Here is a 13187-nt window from a genome sequence, read left to right on the forward strand (position 1 = left end):
GTGAGCCTTCCCGGCCATGGCGCCCCGCCGGTTCAGGCGGCGAACACCCGGTTCTTGCCCGCCTGCTTGGCCGCGTACATGGCGGCGTCGGCCCGGGCCACCGCGCTTTCCTCGTTGTCCAGGTCGGTAACCTCGGTGACCCCGGCGCTGAAGGTGATGAGCAGCTTCTGGTTGTTGTGCAGGAAGAAGCGCCGGGTCAGCTCCCGCTGCAAGCGCTGCATGGCCAGCACGCCCTCGTCCCGGGGGGTGTTGGGCAGCAGCAGCAGGAATTCCTCGCCGCCGTAGCGGGCCACCGCGTCCTGGGGGCGCAGGCCGTCGCGGATCACCTGGGTCATGTGGATCAGGGCCGCGTCGCCGGCCTGGTGGCCCAGGGAATCGTTGAGCTTCTTGAAGTTGTCCACGTCGAGCAGGCCGATGCACAGGGGCGACTGGTAGCGGCGGCTGCGCGCCAGTTCCTTTTCCAGGGCCTCTTCCAGGCCGCGCCGGTTGAGGGTGCCGGTGAGCTGGTCGTGGCGCACCATGGCGCTGGTACGTTCCAGTTCGGCCTGGAGTTCGTTGATGCGGGCCTCGGCCTGTTCCACCCGGGTCCGGGCGACGCGCAGCTCGTCCCGGGTGCGCTGGGTGTTGAGCTGGGCCACCCGGGTCTGGTGCATCACCTCGTCGAGCACCGACCCCAGCTCGGCCAGGCTGTTGGTCGACGAAATCTTGGTGGCAAAGGTTTCCAGCTTGTCGTGGTACTCCGAGGTGCTTTCGGAGAAATCCGCCAGGTGGTCCACGAAGCCGGCCAGCATCTGCTTCAGGGCTTCCCGGGCTTCTTGCAGGCTTTGCTTGAGCTGGCTCTGCTTGAAGATGACTTCCTTGAGGCGCCGTTCCGCGTCTTCCAGGTTGCGGATGTCCAGGGGGCGGGACACCAGCTCCCGGACGATTTCCACCTGGCCGTGCAGCCATTGGTCGTCGAGCACCAGTTCGCCGACGTTCTCCACCAGCAGGCCGAACAGGTGCAGCAGTTCGGTGCGGATCTCGGCCTGTTCGCCGGTGAACACCTCGATCTTGAAGGCCAGTTGCTTGACCTTGGCGGTCAGGCCGCGCAGGGCCTTGACCGAGCGGGCGGTGCGCATCGCCGTGGCCAGTTCGGCGACTTGGGCGGCCATTGCCGGGTTGTCGCGCACCACCGGCGCCAGGGCCATGTCCAGGGCGGTGGCGAGCAGTTCGCGCAGGTCGGCGAAGGCTTCCACGTCCCCCTCGTCGCCGCCGGCGAAGAACTGGGAGATGCCGGCGAAGCCGCCCAGGAACTGGGAGCCGGTCAGTCCGCTCTTGCTGGTGGTGGCCGGGTCGGGCGGCGCCTCGGCCGGGGTCAGGTCGGCCAGGGGCTCGGCGTCGGCAGGTTCGGCAGCCATGCCGGCGCCGGCCTCGCTCCAACCCCGGACCAGGCCTTGCAGGCGGGTGTAGAGGGCGTCGTCGTCCTGGCTGGCCAGCACCCGTTGCAGGCCTTCGCGCTTGCGGGCCGCGGTCAGGCCGGGCTGGCGCAGTTCCCATTGGCGCAGCAGCTCGCTGATCAGGGTACCCCAGCCGGCCCGGTCCTCCAGCTCCTTGGCGTGCTGGACCAGGGCGTCGCGCAGGCCGTTCCAGCCGCCCTTCTGCATGTTGTCCTCGAGCGCCCGGGCCAGCCGCAACTGGGCCGGGGTGGCCCGGGGCAGGGCAGTCGCCAGGTTTTTCAGGGCGCTGTCGGGCAGAGCGTCGCTGCCGTCGTCCTGGGTGCCGGCGATCTCGTGATAGAGGGCGCGGTAGTTGGCGGGAGTGGGGGGGATGCGCCGGGTGGCCAGGCGCAGCAAGGCCTCGCGGGCAATGTCGAGTGGGGTTGGTTCGGCGTTCGCCATGATGGATGGTCACCGCAGGGTACGGCGAAACGCTCGCCGACGACGTATATGGACTCTGATTGTAAGGGCGAGTGGGGGTTTCCGTGGAGGGGGGAACGCCATGCGGACGGGTTGGGCTATAATCCGCGCCTGCGGTTTTGCCGGTATAGCTCAGTTGGTAGAGCACCTGCCTTGTAAGCAGGGGGTCTCGGGTTCGATTCCTGATGCCGGCACCACCCCCGCCACTGCCGGTTTGTTTTGGCGCGGCCCGCGAAAAACGTCCAGCCCTGGCCTGGACGTTTTTTTTCGCCCCGTGGCCGGGGCAGGGCACCGGGCCGACACTGGTTTGGTGGGGTGGTTAGCAGGTTTCCGGCTGTGTGCCGCCAGTGCAAAGCTGGCGGCAGGTGTTGCGGGCGGGATGGCCGGCGCGGATTTTCATCCGATTGATATAAAAGCGAAATATTGCCGTGCCGGACGGTGGCACAGGTCTTGCGCCCTCGGGTTCGATAGAGGTGTTTCATCCGAATCGAACAAGAGAGGGGAGACCGTCCGTGACCGAAACCTTTTACGACGTCCTGCGCCGCCAGGGCATCAGCCGGCGCAGCTTCATGAAGTTCTGTAGCCTCACCGCCACCTCCCTGGGGCTGGCCCCGGCCTTCGCGCCGAAGATTGCCCACGCCCTGGAGAACAAGCCGCGCACCCCGGTGATCTGGCTGCACGGCCTGGAGTGCACCTGCTGCTCCGAATCCTTCATCCGTTCCGCCCACCCCCTGGCCAAGGACGTGGTGCTGTCGATGCTGTCCCTGGACTACGACGACACCCTGATGGCCGCCGCCGGCCACCAGGCCGAGGCGATCCTCGACGAGATCAAGAAGAAGTACAAGGGCAACTACATCCTGGCCGTGGAAGGCAACCCGCCCCTCAACGAGGACGGCATGTTCTGCTTCCAGGGCGGTAAGCCCTTCGTCGAAAAGCTCAAGTACATGGCCGCCGACTGCAAGGCCATCATCGCCTGGGGCTCCTGCGCCTCCTGGGGCTGCGTCCAGGCCGCCAAGCCCAATCCGACCCGGGCCACGCCGGTGCACAAGGTGATCACCGACAAGCCGGTGATCAAGGTGCCGGGTTGCCCGCCCATCGCCGAGGTGATGACCGGGGTGGTGACCTACATGCTCACCTTCGAGCGCCTGCCCGAGCTGGACCGCCAGGGTCGGCCGAAGATGTTCTACGGCCAGCGCATCCACGACAAGTGCTACCGCCGGCCCCACTTCGACGCCGGCCAGTTCGTCGAGGGCTGGGACGACGAGGCGGCGCGCCGCGGCTACTGCCTCTACAAGATGGGCTGCAAGGGCCCCACCACCTACAACGCCTGTTCCACCACGCGCTGGAACGGCGGCGTGTCCTTCCCCATCCAGTCCGGCCACGGCTGCATCGGCTGCTCCGAGGACGGCTTCTGGGACAAGGGCTCGTTCTACGACCGCATCACCGACATCAAGCAGTTCGGCATCGAGAGCAACGCCGACAAGGTGGGCATGGCCGTGGCCGGCGGCGTTGGCGCGGCGATCGCCGCCCACGCTGCGGTGACCGCCCTGTCCCGGGCCAAGGTCAAGCAAGGCAACGCCAGCCAAGAACAGAAGCAGGGAGAGTAAACAATGGCCGCACAACAAACCGCCAACGGCTTCAGCCTGGACAACTCCGGCAAGCGGGTCGTGGTCGACCCGGTCTGCCGCATCGAGGGCCACCTGCGGGTGGAAGTGAACGTGGACGACAAGAACGTCATCCGCAACGCCGTTTCCACCGGCACCATGTGGCGCGGCCTGGAGGTCATCCTCAAGGGCCGCGACCCGCGCGACGCCTGGGCTTTCACCCAGCGCATCTGCGGCGTGTGCACCGGCACCCACGCCCTGACCTCGGTGCGCTCGGTGGAAAACGCCCTGGGCATCCAGATTCCCGACAACGCCAACAGTATCCGCAACATCATGCAGATGGCGCTGTACGTGCACGACCACCTGGTGCACTTCTACCACCTGCACGCCCTGGACTGGGTGGACGTGGTTTCGGCGCTCAAGGCCGATCCCAAGCGCACCTCGGAGCTGGCCCAGAGCATCTCCGACTGGCCGATGTCCTCCCCGGGCTACTTCCGCGACCTGCAGAACCGGCTGAAGAAGTTCGTCGAATCGGGCCAGCTCGGCCCCTTCTCCAACGGCTACTGGGGCAGCCCGGCCTACAAGCTGCCGCCGGAAGCCAACCTGATGGCGGTGGCCCACTACCTGGAAGCCCTCGACTTCCAGAAGGAGATCGTCAAGATCCACGCCATCTACGGCGGCAAGAATCCGCACCCCAACTGGATCGTCGGCGGCATGCCCTGCGCCATCAACATCAACGACGTGGGCGGGGTCGGCGCGATCAACATGGAGCGGCTCAACCTGGTCAGCTCGATCATCGACCGCACCATCGAGTTCGTCGAGAAGGTCTATGTGCCCGACCTGCTCGCCATCGCCTCCTTCTACAAGGGCTGGCTGCACGGCGGCGGCCTGTCGAGCCAGAGCGTGCTGTCCTACGGCGACGTGCCGGACATCGCCAACGACTACTCGGCCAAGAGCCTGTTGCTGCCCCGGGGCGCCATCATCAACGGCGACCTGACCAAGGTCCATGAAGTGGACCTGGTGGACCCGGCCCAGATCCAGGAATTCGTCTCCCACTCCTGGTACAAGTACGCCGACGAATCCAAGGGCCTGCACCCCTTCGACGGCGTCACCGAGCCCAATTTCGTCCTGGGCAAGAATGCCAAGGGCACCAAGACCAACATCGAGAACCTGGACGAGGGCGGCAAGTACTCCTGGCTGAAGGCCCCGCGCTGGCGCGGCCACGCCATGGAAGTGGGCCCCCTGGCGCGCTACATCATCGGCTACGTGCAGAAGAACCCGGAGTTCAAGGACCCGGTGGACATGGTGCTGAAGAAGCTCGACGTGCCCCTCACCGCCCTGTTCTCCACCCTAGGCCGCACCGCTGCCCGGGGCCTGGAATGCCAGTGGGCCGCCGAAAAGATGCGCTACTTCCAGGACCGGCTGATCGCCAACCTCAAGGCCGGCGATTCCACCACCGCCAACGTCGAGAAGTGGGACCCGTCCACCTGGCCCCAGGCCAGCAAGGGCGTCGGCTTCACCGAGGCGCCCCGGGGCGCCCTGGGCCACTGGATCCAGATCAAGGACGGCAAGATCGACAACTACCAGTGCATCGTGCCCACCACCTGGAACGGCAGCCCCCGGGACCCGGCCGGCAACATCGGCGCCTTCGAGGCCTCCCTGCTCGGCACGCCCCTGGCCAAGGCCGACCAGCCCCTGGAGATTCTGCGCACCCTGCACAGCTTCGACCCGTGCCTGGCCTGTTCCACCCACGTGATGAGCCCCGACGGTCAGGAAATGACCTCGGTCAAGGTGCGCTGACCGTCCCGGTCGCGCGTTCCGGTTCATACGGCAAAGGAGTCCGTCATGCATATCGAGCGTGAATTCCGGGGCGAAGGTCCCGGCGGGCGCCAGGTGCTCTCGTACTACGTGTACGAAGCCCCGGTGCGCCTGTGGCACTGGGTGAACGCCCTGGCCATCGTGGTGCTGGCCGTCACCGGCTACTTCATCGGCAAGCCCCTGCCCTCCATGGGCGGCGAGGCCAGCGACCACTACGTCATGGGCACCATCCGCTTCGCCCATTTCGCCGCCGCCTATGTCTTCGTCTTCGGCTTCATCGGGCGCATCTACTGGGCCTTCGTCGGCAACCACCATGCCCGCCAGCTGTTCATCCTGCCCTTCTGGGACAAGGCTTGGTGGGGCGAGGTGTTCTTCGAGCTGCGCTGGTACCTGTTCCTCGAACCGAAGCCCAAGAAGTACATCGGCCACAACCCCCTGGCCCAGCTGTCCATGTTCTTCGCCTTCACCCTGGGGGCCACCTTCCTCATCGTCACCGGGCTGGCCCTGTACGGCGAGGGCGCCCAGGCCGGGCACTGGACCCACACCCTGTTCACCAGCTGGGTGATCCCCCTGTTCGGCCAGAGCCAGGACGTGCACACCTGGCACCGGCTGGCCATGTGGGCCTTCGTGGTGTTCGTCATGATCCACGTTTATGCGGCCATCCGCGAAGACATCATGAGCCGGCAGAGCCTGATCTCGACCATGGTCTCCGGCCACCGCATGTTCAAGGATTGACGATGGTGCGACCGTCCCCGGCGCGACAATCCAGCGGCGACCCCGCTCCCGGATTGGCGCGCCCGGGCCGGTCGACTGGGACGCCACTCCTCCTCCGGCGCCCCTTTTCGCCGGGGCGGGCGCCTGCCCACCCCGGCCATTTTCTCCATACCCGCTTCATGCGGCCCCTGGGGCTCTCCCAGGATTCCCTCGCCCGCACCCTGGGCATCTCCCGCCGCCGCCTCAACGAGATCATCGTCGGCCGCCGCGCCATCAGCGCCGACACCGCCCTGCGCCTGGCCCTGCACTTCGGCCAGGACGCCCGCTTCTGGCTGCATCTACAACTGGAATGGGATCTCTATCAGGCCTGGAAGCACCGCCACCGCCCGGTGGTGGAAAGCTGATTTCCAATTGTCCGCCGGGTTGGCAGCCGGCCTGACGGCCTGTTGCCGCGCTTATCCCTGCTGATTTGCGCAACCTGCTGTTTTCACGGCCTTTCATCCCGCAAGGCCGGGGTGGCACGGACCTTGATATGTAACGCTAACCGTTACAACGGGCGCGCCGCGCCCCTGCCAAGGTCCCGACCACCGCCATGTCTGCCCTATCCACCATGTCCGCCACGTCAGCCCTGACCCCTTTCGACCTCGACCCTGCCGCGGGCACCGATTCCCAGGTGCTGGTCCTCGGCATCGGCAACCTGCTCTGGGCCGACGAGGGCTTCGGCGTGCGCTGCGCCGAAACCCTGCACCGGGACTGGCGCCTGCCCCCCGGCGTGGCGGTGATGGACGGCGGCACCCAGGGTATGTACCTGCTGCCCTACATCCAGGGCGCCCGCCGCTTGCTGGTGTTCGACGCGGTGGACTACGGCCTGCAACCCGGCGAGGTGAAAGTGGTGCGCGACGACGAGGTGCCCCGCTTCATGGGCGCCAAGAAGATGAGCCTGCACCAGACCGGCTTCCAGGAAGTGCTGGCCGCCGCCGCCTTCACCGGCCAGTTGCCCGACACCATGGTGCTGATCGGCGTGCAGCCCGAGGACCTGGCCGACTACGGCGGCAGTCTGCGCCCCCTGATCCAGGCACGCATCCCGGCGGCCATCGACGCTGCCGTGGCCCAACTCGCCGCCTGGGGTTTTGCCCCGGAACGGCGCCCCGAACCCCTGGCCGAGACCCTGGCCGACGCCAGCCTCGACCAGTCCATCTACGAAGCCGGCCGCCCCGACGAGACTCTGGCCTGGCGCCTCGGCGACCCGCGCTTCCTCAACCGCCGCGATGAAATCGCGGGGGCCGCCGGCGACATCGGCGGCACGAACGCCCAGGGAGCCGCCTGATGTGCGTCGGCATCCCCATGCGCGTGCTGGCCATCGCCCCGGAAAGCGCCGGCGAGGGTGAGCGCCTGCTCGCCTGCTGCGCCCCCTGGCCCGGCGACGGCAGCGCCGGCAGTGAAACCATCGACACCCTGCTGCTCGGCCCGGTGGAAGAGGGCGAGTGGCTGCTCACCTTCCTCGGCGCCGCCCGGGAGCGCATCTCCGCCGCCGAGGCCACCCAGATCGCCGCCGCCCTCGCCGCCCTGGACGTGGCCCTGCAAGCCGCTCAGGACGCCGCCGGTTCCGGGGCGCCCATCGATCCGGCCGCCTTCGACGCCTTCTTCCCCGACCTGGCCAACCGGGAACCCGAACTCCCCGACCACCTGAAACGCCCATGACCGCCACCGAAACCCTCGATCCTCACGCCGTCGGCCAGGCCATCCCCGGCCTGGTGGCCGCCGATCCCCTGGCCGAGCTGATCCGCCGCCTGGAAAGCCGCCACGGCTTTGCCGTGCCCGCCACCGCCGAGGCCTTCGACGCCTTCGCCGCCGCTCCGGGGGAGGCCCTGGTGCTGTTCGCCGAGGCCCCGGACCGGGTGCCGGAAAGCCACGACGTGGCGGTGGTGCTGCCCGAGGCGGTCAAGCACCTGCCCCGGCCGGTGCGCTTGGCGGTGCTGCCCCTGGAACTGGCCCGCGCCCTGGCCGGCCGCTACGGCGTGCGCGTCTGGCCGGCGGTGGTGGCCCTGCGCGACGGCGCCTACCTGGGGGCCATCGAGGGCATGCGCGACTGGGCGGTGTACCAGCGCGAACTGGGCGCCCTGGTGGACGGCGAAACGCGCCGGGCCCCGGGCTTCGCCATCCCGGTGGCCTCCGCCGCCCCCTCCTGCGGCGCCTGAGCCCGCACGAACATTCGATCACGCGACAAGAACGCAAGCACGGAAGCGACCATGGCCCTCTTCACCGACAAGACCGTCACCCCCTTTCCCATTCCCGTGGTCGCCGGCGGCGCCATCGGCCCCGGCAGCCAGGAGGAGGGCGGCAGCCCCGAAGTGATGCCCAGCCCGGGCGACATGCGGGTATTCCGTCTGCCCCTGCCCCCCGAGCCCGACGCCCTGGCGCCGGCCCTGGCCGGCCAGCTGAAGGCCTGCATCGCCGAGTTGGCCGACGGGCTGGAGGCTTGGCTGGCCGCTTCTTCGGCGGCCCCCGGATCGGCCCCGGCCCCCTGCCTCGACCTGGCCCCCCTGTCGGCGGACCTCACCCGGCTCCTCGACGAGACCCTGGGGGAGGGGGAGGTCAGCGGCCGTGGCGGTGACAGTCTCCGCGTCCAGGAAACCGCCTTCGCCGGCCTGTGGAAGGTGCTCCACGCCGACGAAACCGGCGCCATGCGCAGCCACCGCCTGGAAGTGGCGGCGATCCCCGCCGACCTGGTGGACGCCTTTCCCGAGGCCCCTCCACCGGCCCCGGCGCCGCGCCCCGGGCTGATGAACGGCGAAGCCCTGTACCGGGAACTGGTGGAGCGCTCCCGCCGCTACCGGCCCGGCCAGCCGGCCCACGTGATGAACCTGACCCTGCTGCCGGTAACCCCGGACGACCTGTCCTACTTGGACGAGGGCCTGGGCCGGGGCCGGGTCAGCCTGCTCTCCCGGGGCTACGGCAACTGCCGCCTCACCGCCACCGGCCTGCCCCACGTCTGGTGGGTGCAGTACTTCAACGCCATGGATACCCTGATCCTCAACACCCTGGAAGTGGTGGACATGCCCGAGGCCGCCCTGGCCGCCCGGGAAGACTTCGAGGACACCGCCGAGCGCCTGCGCGAACTGCTCGGCGTGCTCGACGGCGACGAGGCTCCGGCGGCCGACGGCCCAGACCGCATTCCGGCGGCCACCCTGGAGGCCCTGCTCGCCGAGGCGCGCCTGGGCCAGGCCGGGCTGGATGAGCCGGAGCAGCAGGAGGAACAGGAGAGCAGCGGTGTTTGAAGGCTCCTACCTGGGCAACGACGCCCGCCTCGCCCCGGACACCAAGCTCGAATGCGGCATCTGCTGGCACGTCTACGACCCGGCGGCCGGGGACCCGGTATGGCAGATCCCGCCCGGCACCCCCTTTGCCGCCCTGCCCGACCACTGGCGCTGCCCCGAGTGCGACGCGGCCAAGACCCAGTTCATGGTGCTGGCCGGATGAGCCCCCGGTGAGCCGCAACCCCCGCTTCCCCAGTTTTCCCCGTCAGTCCGCTGCGCAGGGCGATGCCGCCCACGCCGGAGCGGCGGTTCGGGACGCCTTGGCGCCGGCGCAGGCATCGGGCGCCGAAGCCGCCGAGGCCGCCGAGGCCCGGGGCAACGACCTGGCCCGGGCCTTCGCTCGTATCGCTGCCACCGCCATGGCCGGCCTGCCGATCAACCACCCGGCCCTGACCGTGGAGGCCATCGGCTTTCGCCCCTGGCAGGGCTTGGCCGTGGGCGTGCTGGTCACCCCCTGGGCGATCAACCTGATGCTGCTGCCCCTGGCCGCCGGCGAGGCGGCGGCTGCGGCCGCTGGCTTCGCCCCCCTCGGCCCGGACCGCACCCGGGTGTGGGCCTTCCCCGCCGGGGACTTCGCCGCCATGGGCGGCGAAGCGCCGGAAACCGGCCCCTACCACACCGTCTCCCTGCTCTCCCCGGTGGAGGGCCTGGCCACCCAGGCCGACGCCCGCTGCTTCGCCCTGGCCACCCTGGCCGCCCTGTTCACCCCGGGCGGCATCGCCGCGCCCGAGGAACTGCCGGCCGCAAGCCCGGCCAGCGGGGCGGGCCCTGGTTCAGCCACCTCGTCAAACCCCGCGACTGGCGCGGACCTTGGCGATGGTGTCTCGGAAACCGGCGCTGCAAGCCAGTCTGCGCAGGGCATGGTTGGAGAACAAGCACTGGCGCGGGGTTTCGCTCCATCGGCAAAAACGGCTGCGGCGACGGGCAATGGGGGCGGGCCTGTTTTCACTGGTTCCGCCGATGCCGTGGCGGCCGTCCAGCCGGCCAGCGCCGCAAGCGCCTCGGCCCTTGCCGCTGCTCCGGCGGACGCCGCCCGCCGGGGCTTCTTCCGCCGTCTGACCGGCACCGCCGGAGGCCGGCCATGAACGCGGCCGAAAACATGGTCATCCCGGCCGGGGCCGCTGTTGCCACCGACCCCGCCACCCCCGCCACCGACGCTGCCATCGATACTGCCGCCAGCACTGTGGCCAATTCTGTAGCCACCACCGCCGGTCTCCTCGCCGGGCGCATCACCGTGAGCGCCCAGTGGCGCGGCACAGCCGACGGCGGCCGCCTGGCGGCCATCGCCTGCCGGGTCGAGCGCCCCGACCTGGCCCGCCTCTTCGCCGGACTGCCGCCCCTGGCGGTGGCCGCCCGCCTGCCGCGCCTCTACGCCCTGTGTGGCGAGGCCCAGGGGGCGGCGGCCCGCCTGGCCCTGGGGCTGGCCGGTCCCGAAGACCTGGACCCGGCGCCGGTGGTGCGGGAGATGCTGCGCGAGCACGCTTGGCGCCTCTTTCTCGACTGGCCGGCCCGGGCCGGAGCGGCCCCCGACCGGGCCGGCTTCGCCGCCCTGGTGCGGGCGTCCGCCACCGAACCGGCCTGCCTGCCGGCGGCCTTGGCCGCCCGCCTGGGCTGTTCCGTAGGCGAGCTGCCCGCCCTGGCCTGGCGAGCGGCCGAAGAGGGAGCTAGCTGGGGCACCCGGGCGGCATCGCCCGATTCCTTCGCCGGCCACCAGCTGGCCTGGGCCGCCAGTGTGGACCGGGCCTGGGGCGGCGGTTCTGCGCTCGTTACGCCGGCCACGCCTGCCACGCCGGTGGCCGACGCCCTGGCCGGCCGCTGGCGCGCCCTGCTGCGCGCCGCCCTGGCCCTGGCCGAGGCGGACGAAATGGCCCGGGCCGATTCCGCCTTTCCCGCCGAAGCCTCGACCCTGGTCTGGGAGGCGGGTTTCGCCTGCCCGGCACCGGGCGTGGGGCAGGTGAGCACGGCCCGGGGCGTGCTGCGCCATACCGCCCGCCTGGGCAGCCGGGACAATGGGGAAGAGCGGGTGGCCGGGTATAGAATCGACGCCCCCACCGAGGCCCTGTTCGCCCCGGCCGGGCCCTTCGCCGCCACTCTGGCCCAGGCCCGCTGCGCCTCGCCGGCGCAAGCCCGGGAGCTGGCCGAAACCCTGGCCCTGGCCTTCGACCCCTGCGTGCCCCTGGTCTGGCGCATCGGCGCCGCGCCGGAGGCGGCGGATGACGGGGATTGGAGTGACTGCACCGCTGGAACCGGCTCCGACCCATCCCCCGCCGTGGAGAATTTCCATGCATGAAATGGCCCTGGCCGAGAGCATCCTCGGCCTGGTGGAAGAAACCGCCGCCGCCCAGGGGGTGAGCGGTGTCGGCCGGGTGCGGGCGGTGTTCCTCGACGTGGGCGAACTGTCGTCGGTGGAACCCGAGGCCCTGCTGTTCTGCTTCGACGCCGTGACCCGGGGCAGCGTCGCCGACGGCGCCCGGTTGGAAATCCAGCGCATCCCGGGGCAGGGCTGGTGCCTCAATTGCAGCCGCACCGTGCCCCTGGCCGCCCTTTACGACCCGTGCCCGGAGTGCGGCCGCCACCAGGTCCAGCCCACCGCCGGCCAGGAGATGCGGGTGCGGGAGTTCGAACTGGCCTGACGCCTTTGACCGCTGCCCGCGCCGGCTTTCCGGCACGGCATGCAGCCCGAGCAACGATCACGCAATAACCAATCGACCGGCGCCCGGCGCCGCGAACAGAAGAGAACGAGGAGATCACCATGTGTACCGTCTGCGGTTGCGCCCCCGGCGAGGTCCGGGTCGATGGAGTGGCCCACGATCATGACCACGAGCACGGCCACAGCCATGAGCATGGTCATGCACACGGCCATGCCGGGCATCACCATCATCACCACCACGCCGACGGCACCCACCACGCCCACGGTCACGATCACGCGCATGATCATGGTCACGGCAGTGGCCACGATCACCACCATCACCATGGGCACGATCACGGCCACGACCACCCCCACGGCGAGCAGGCCCACGACCACAGCCACGAGCAGGGCGCCGGCCACCACCACTACGGCCTGGGGCCCGCCGGGGCCCACGTACCGGGGTTGAGCCAGGGGCGCATGGTCAAGATCGAGCAGGACATCCTGGCCAAGAACGACGGCTACGCCGAGCGCAACCGCCGCGCCCTGGCCGACAAGGGCATCTTCGCGGTGAACCTGGTGTCCAGCCCGGGATCGGGCAAGACCACCCTGCTGTGCCGCACCATCGAGGCCCTCAAGGCCCGCCTGGCGATTGCGGTGATCGAGGGGGACCAGCAGACCGAGTTCGACGCCGAGCGCATCCGCGCCACCGGGGCGCCGGCCTTGCAGATCAACACCGGCAAGGGCTGCCACCTGGACGCCCACATGGTCGGCCACGCCCTGGAAACCCTGGCCCCGCCGGACGATTCCCTGCTGCTGATCGAGAACGTGGGCAACCTGGTGTGCCCCGCAGCCTTCGACCTGGGCGAGGCCCACAAGGTGGTGATCCTGTCGGTCACCGAGGGAGAGGACAAGCCCCTCAAGTACCCGGACATGTTCCGCGCCGCCGGGCTGATGCTGCTCTCCAAGTGCGACCTGCTGCCCCACCTGAGCTTCGATACGGACCGGGCCATCGACTTCGCCCGCCGGGTCAATCCGGGGCTGGAGGTGATCCAGCTGTCCTCCACCAGCGGGGCCGGGTTCGACGCCTGGCTGGCGTGGCTGGAGCAGGGCGTGGCCGGCGCCCGGGCGGGCCGCCGCGATCAGGTGGAGGCCCTGAAAAAACGCATCGCCGAACTGGAAGCCCAGCTCGCCGCCAAGTAAGGTGAACGGC

At 69.8% G+C, this 13187-nt stretch carries 14 protein-coding genes and 1 tRNA gene; 14 read left to right on the forward strand and 1 reads right to left on the reverse strand.

Features of this window, described 5'->3' with window-relative positions; all coding sequences use genetic code 11:
• Positions 1–32: 32 nt before the first annotated feature.
• Positions 33–1877 carry a diguanylate cyclase gene (locus V7Z98_RS10215; RefSeq protein WP_334157874.1) on the reverse strand — a complete coding sequence of 615 codons (1845 nt, stop codon included), beginning with the start codon at positions 1875–1877 and terminating at the stop codon, positions 33–35.
• Positions 1878–2016: 139 nt separating this feature from the next.
• Between V7Z98_RS10215 and V7Z98_RS10220 the strand changes: the two genes are divergently transcribed.
• The 14 genes from V7Z98_RS10220 to hypB all read left to right on the forward strand — a co-directional run bounded on the left by V7Z98_RS10220 (position 2017) and on the right by hypB (position 13177).
• Positions 2017–2092, forward strand: a tRNA-Thr gene (locus V7Z98_RS10220).
• A 315-nt stretch (positions 2093–2407) separates the two neighbouring features.
• On the forward strand, positions 2408–3502 hold the full coding sequence (locus V7Z98_RS10225) for a hydrogenase small subunit (RefSeq protein WP_293266297.1): 1095 nt from the start codon (positions 2408–2410) through the stop codon (positions 3500–3502).
• 3 nt (positions 3503–3505) lie between these two features.
• On the forward strand, positions 3506–5299 hold the full coding sequence (locus V7Z98_RS10230) for a nickel-dependent hydrogenase large subunit (protein ID WP_293266299.1): 1794 nt from the start codon (positions 3506–3508) through the stop codon (positions 5297–5299).
• A gap of 45 nt (positions 5300–5344) precedes the next feature.
• Positions 5345–6052: a Ni/Fe-hydrogenase, b-type cytochrome subunit gene (cybH, locus tag V7Z98_RS10235; RefSeq protein WP_293266301.1), complete on the forward strand. Its 708-nt coding sequence runs from the start codon at positions 5345–5347 to the stop codon at positions 6050–6052.
• 2 nt (positions 6053–6054) lie between these two features.
• Complete coding sequence (locus tag V7Z98_RS10240) at positions 6055–6435, forward strand: HigA family addiction module antitoxin (protein WP_293266303.1); 381 nt, start codon at positions 6055–6057, stop codon at positions 6433–6435.
• A 188-nt stretch (positions 6436–6623) separates the two neighbouring features.
• Positions 6624–7358, forward strand: a complete 735-nt coding sequence (locus V7Z98_RS10245) for a HyaD/HybD family hydrogenase maturation endopeptidase (protein WP_334157875.1) — start codon at positions 6624–6626, stop codon at positions 7356–7358.
• Complete coding sequence (hypC, locus tag V7Z98_RS10250; protein ID WP_334157876.1) at positions 7358–7732, forward strand: HypC/HybG/HupF family hydrogenase formation chaperone; 375 nt, start codon at positions 7358–7360, stop codon at positions 7730–7732. Before V7Z98_RS10245 ends, hypC begins: the two co-directional genes overlap by 1 nt.
• Entirely contained in the window at positions 7729–8229 is a 501-nt protein-coding gene (locus V7Z98_RS10255; protein WP_293266309.1) for a hypothetical protein, read from the forward strand. The genes hypC and V7Z98_RS10255 overlap by 4 nt, the downstream gene beginning before the upstream one ends.
• A 51-nt stretch (positions 8230–8280) precedes the next feature.
• Complete coding sequence (locus V7Z98_RS10260) at positions 8281–9309, forward strand: hydrogenase expression/formation protein (protein WP_334157877.1); 1029 nt, start codon at positions 8281–8283, stop codon at positions 9307–9309.
• A complete protein-coding gene (locus V7Z98_RS10265; protein WP_334157878.1) occupies positions 9302–9511 on the forward strand; it encodes a rubredoxin in 210 nt (69 codons plus the stop codon). Before V7Z98_RS10260 ends, V7Z98_RS10265 begins: the two co-directional genes overlap by 8 nt.
• Before the next feature lie 7 nt (positions 9512–9518).
• A complete protein-coding gene (gene hybE / locus V7Z98_RS10270) occupies positions 9519–10433 on the forward strand; it encodes a [NiFe]-hydrogenase assembly chaperone HybE (protein WP_334157879.1) in 915 nt (304 codons plus the stop codon).
• Positions 10430–11638: a hypothetical protein gene (locus V7Z98_RS10275; RefSeq protein WP_334157880.1), complete on the forward strand. Its 1209-nt coding sequence runs from the start codon at positions 10430–10432 to the stop codon at positions 11636–11638. The genes hybE and V7Z98_RS10275 overlap by 4 nt, the downstream gene beginning before the upstream one ends.
• On the forward strand, positions 11631–11981 hold the full coding sequence (gene hypA, locus V7Z98_RS10280; protein WP_293266317.1) for a hydrogenase maturation nickel metallochaperone HypA: 351 nt from the start codon (positions 11631–11633) through the stop codon (positions 11979–11981). The genes V7Z98_RS10275 and hypA overlap by 8 nt, the downstream gene beginning before the upstream one ends.
• 119 nt (positions 11982–12100) lie before the next feature.
• On the forward strand, positions 12101–13177 hold the full coding sequence (hypB, locus tag V7Z98_RS10285) for a hydrogenase nickel incorporation protein HypB (protein WP_334157881.1): 1077 nt from the start codon (positions 12101–12103) through the stop codon (positions 13175–13177).
• Positions 13178–13187 lie beyond the last annotated feature (10 nt).

This window comes from Oryzomicrobium sp. (genome assembly GCF_036820405.1).
In the GTDB taxonomy this organism is placed as follows: domain Bacteria; phylum Pseudomonadota; class Gammaproteobacteria; order Burkholderiales; family Rhodocyclaceae; genus Oryzomicrobium.

What these genes read in the sequence shown, in the direction of transcription:
- hypB (WP_334157881.1), top strand. Translation starts at nt 12,101, where the DNA reads ATGTGTACCGTCTGCGGTTGCGCCCCCGGCGAGGTCCGGGTCGATGGA.
- V7Z98_RS10275 (WP_334157880.1), top strand. Translation starts at nt 10,430, where the DNA reads ATGAACGCGGCCGAAAACATGGTCATCCCGGCCGGGGCCGCTGTTGCC.
- V7Z98_RS10260 (WP_334157877.1), top strand. Translation starts at nt 8,281, where the DNA reads ATGGCCCTCTTCACCGACAAGACCGTCACCCCCTTTCCCATTCCCGTG.
- V7Z98_RS10240 (WP_293266303.1), top strand. Translation starts at nt 6,055, where the DNA reads ATGGTGCGACCGTCCCCGGCGCGACAATCCAGCGGCGACCCCGCTCCC.
- V7Z98_RS10255 (WP_293266309.1), top strand. Translation starts at nt 7,729, where the DNA reads ATGACCGCCACCGAAACCCTCGATCCTCACGCCGTCGGCCAGGCCATC.
- cybH (WP_293266301.1), top strand. Translation starts at nt 5,345, where the DNA reads ATGCATATCGAGCGTGAATTCCGGGGCGAAGGTCCCGGCGGGCGCCAG.
- V7Z98_RS10215 (WP_334157874.1), bottom strand. Translation starts at nt 1,877, where the DNA reads ATGGCGAACGCCGAACCAACCCCACTCGACATTGCCCGCGAGGCCTTG.
- hypC (WP_334157876.1), top strand. Translation starts at nt 7,358, where the DNA reads ATGTGCGTCGGCATCCCCATGCGCGTGCTGGCCATCGCCCCGGAAAGC.
- V7Z98_RS10230 (WP_293266299.1), top strand. Translation starts at nt 3,506, where the DNA reads ATGGCCGCACAACAAACCGCCAACGGCTTCAGCCTGGACAACTCCGGC.
- hypA (WP_293266317.1), top strand. Translation starts at nt 11,631, where the DNA reads ATGCATGAAATGGCCCTGGCCGAGAGCATCCTCGGCCTGGTGGAAGAA.
- V7Z98_RS10245 (WP_334157875.1), top strand. Translation starts at nt 6,624, where the DNA reads ATGTCTGCCCTATCCACCATGTCCGCCACGTCAGCCCTGACCCCTTTC.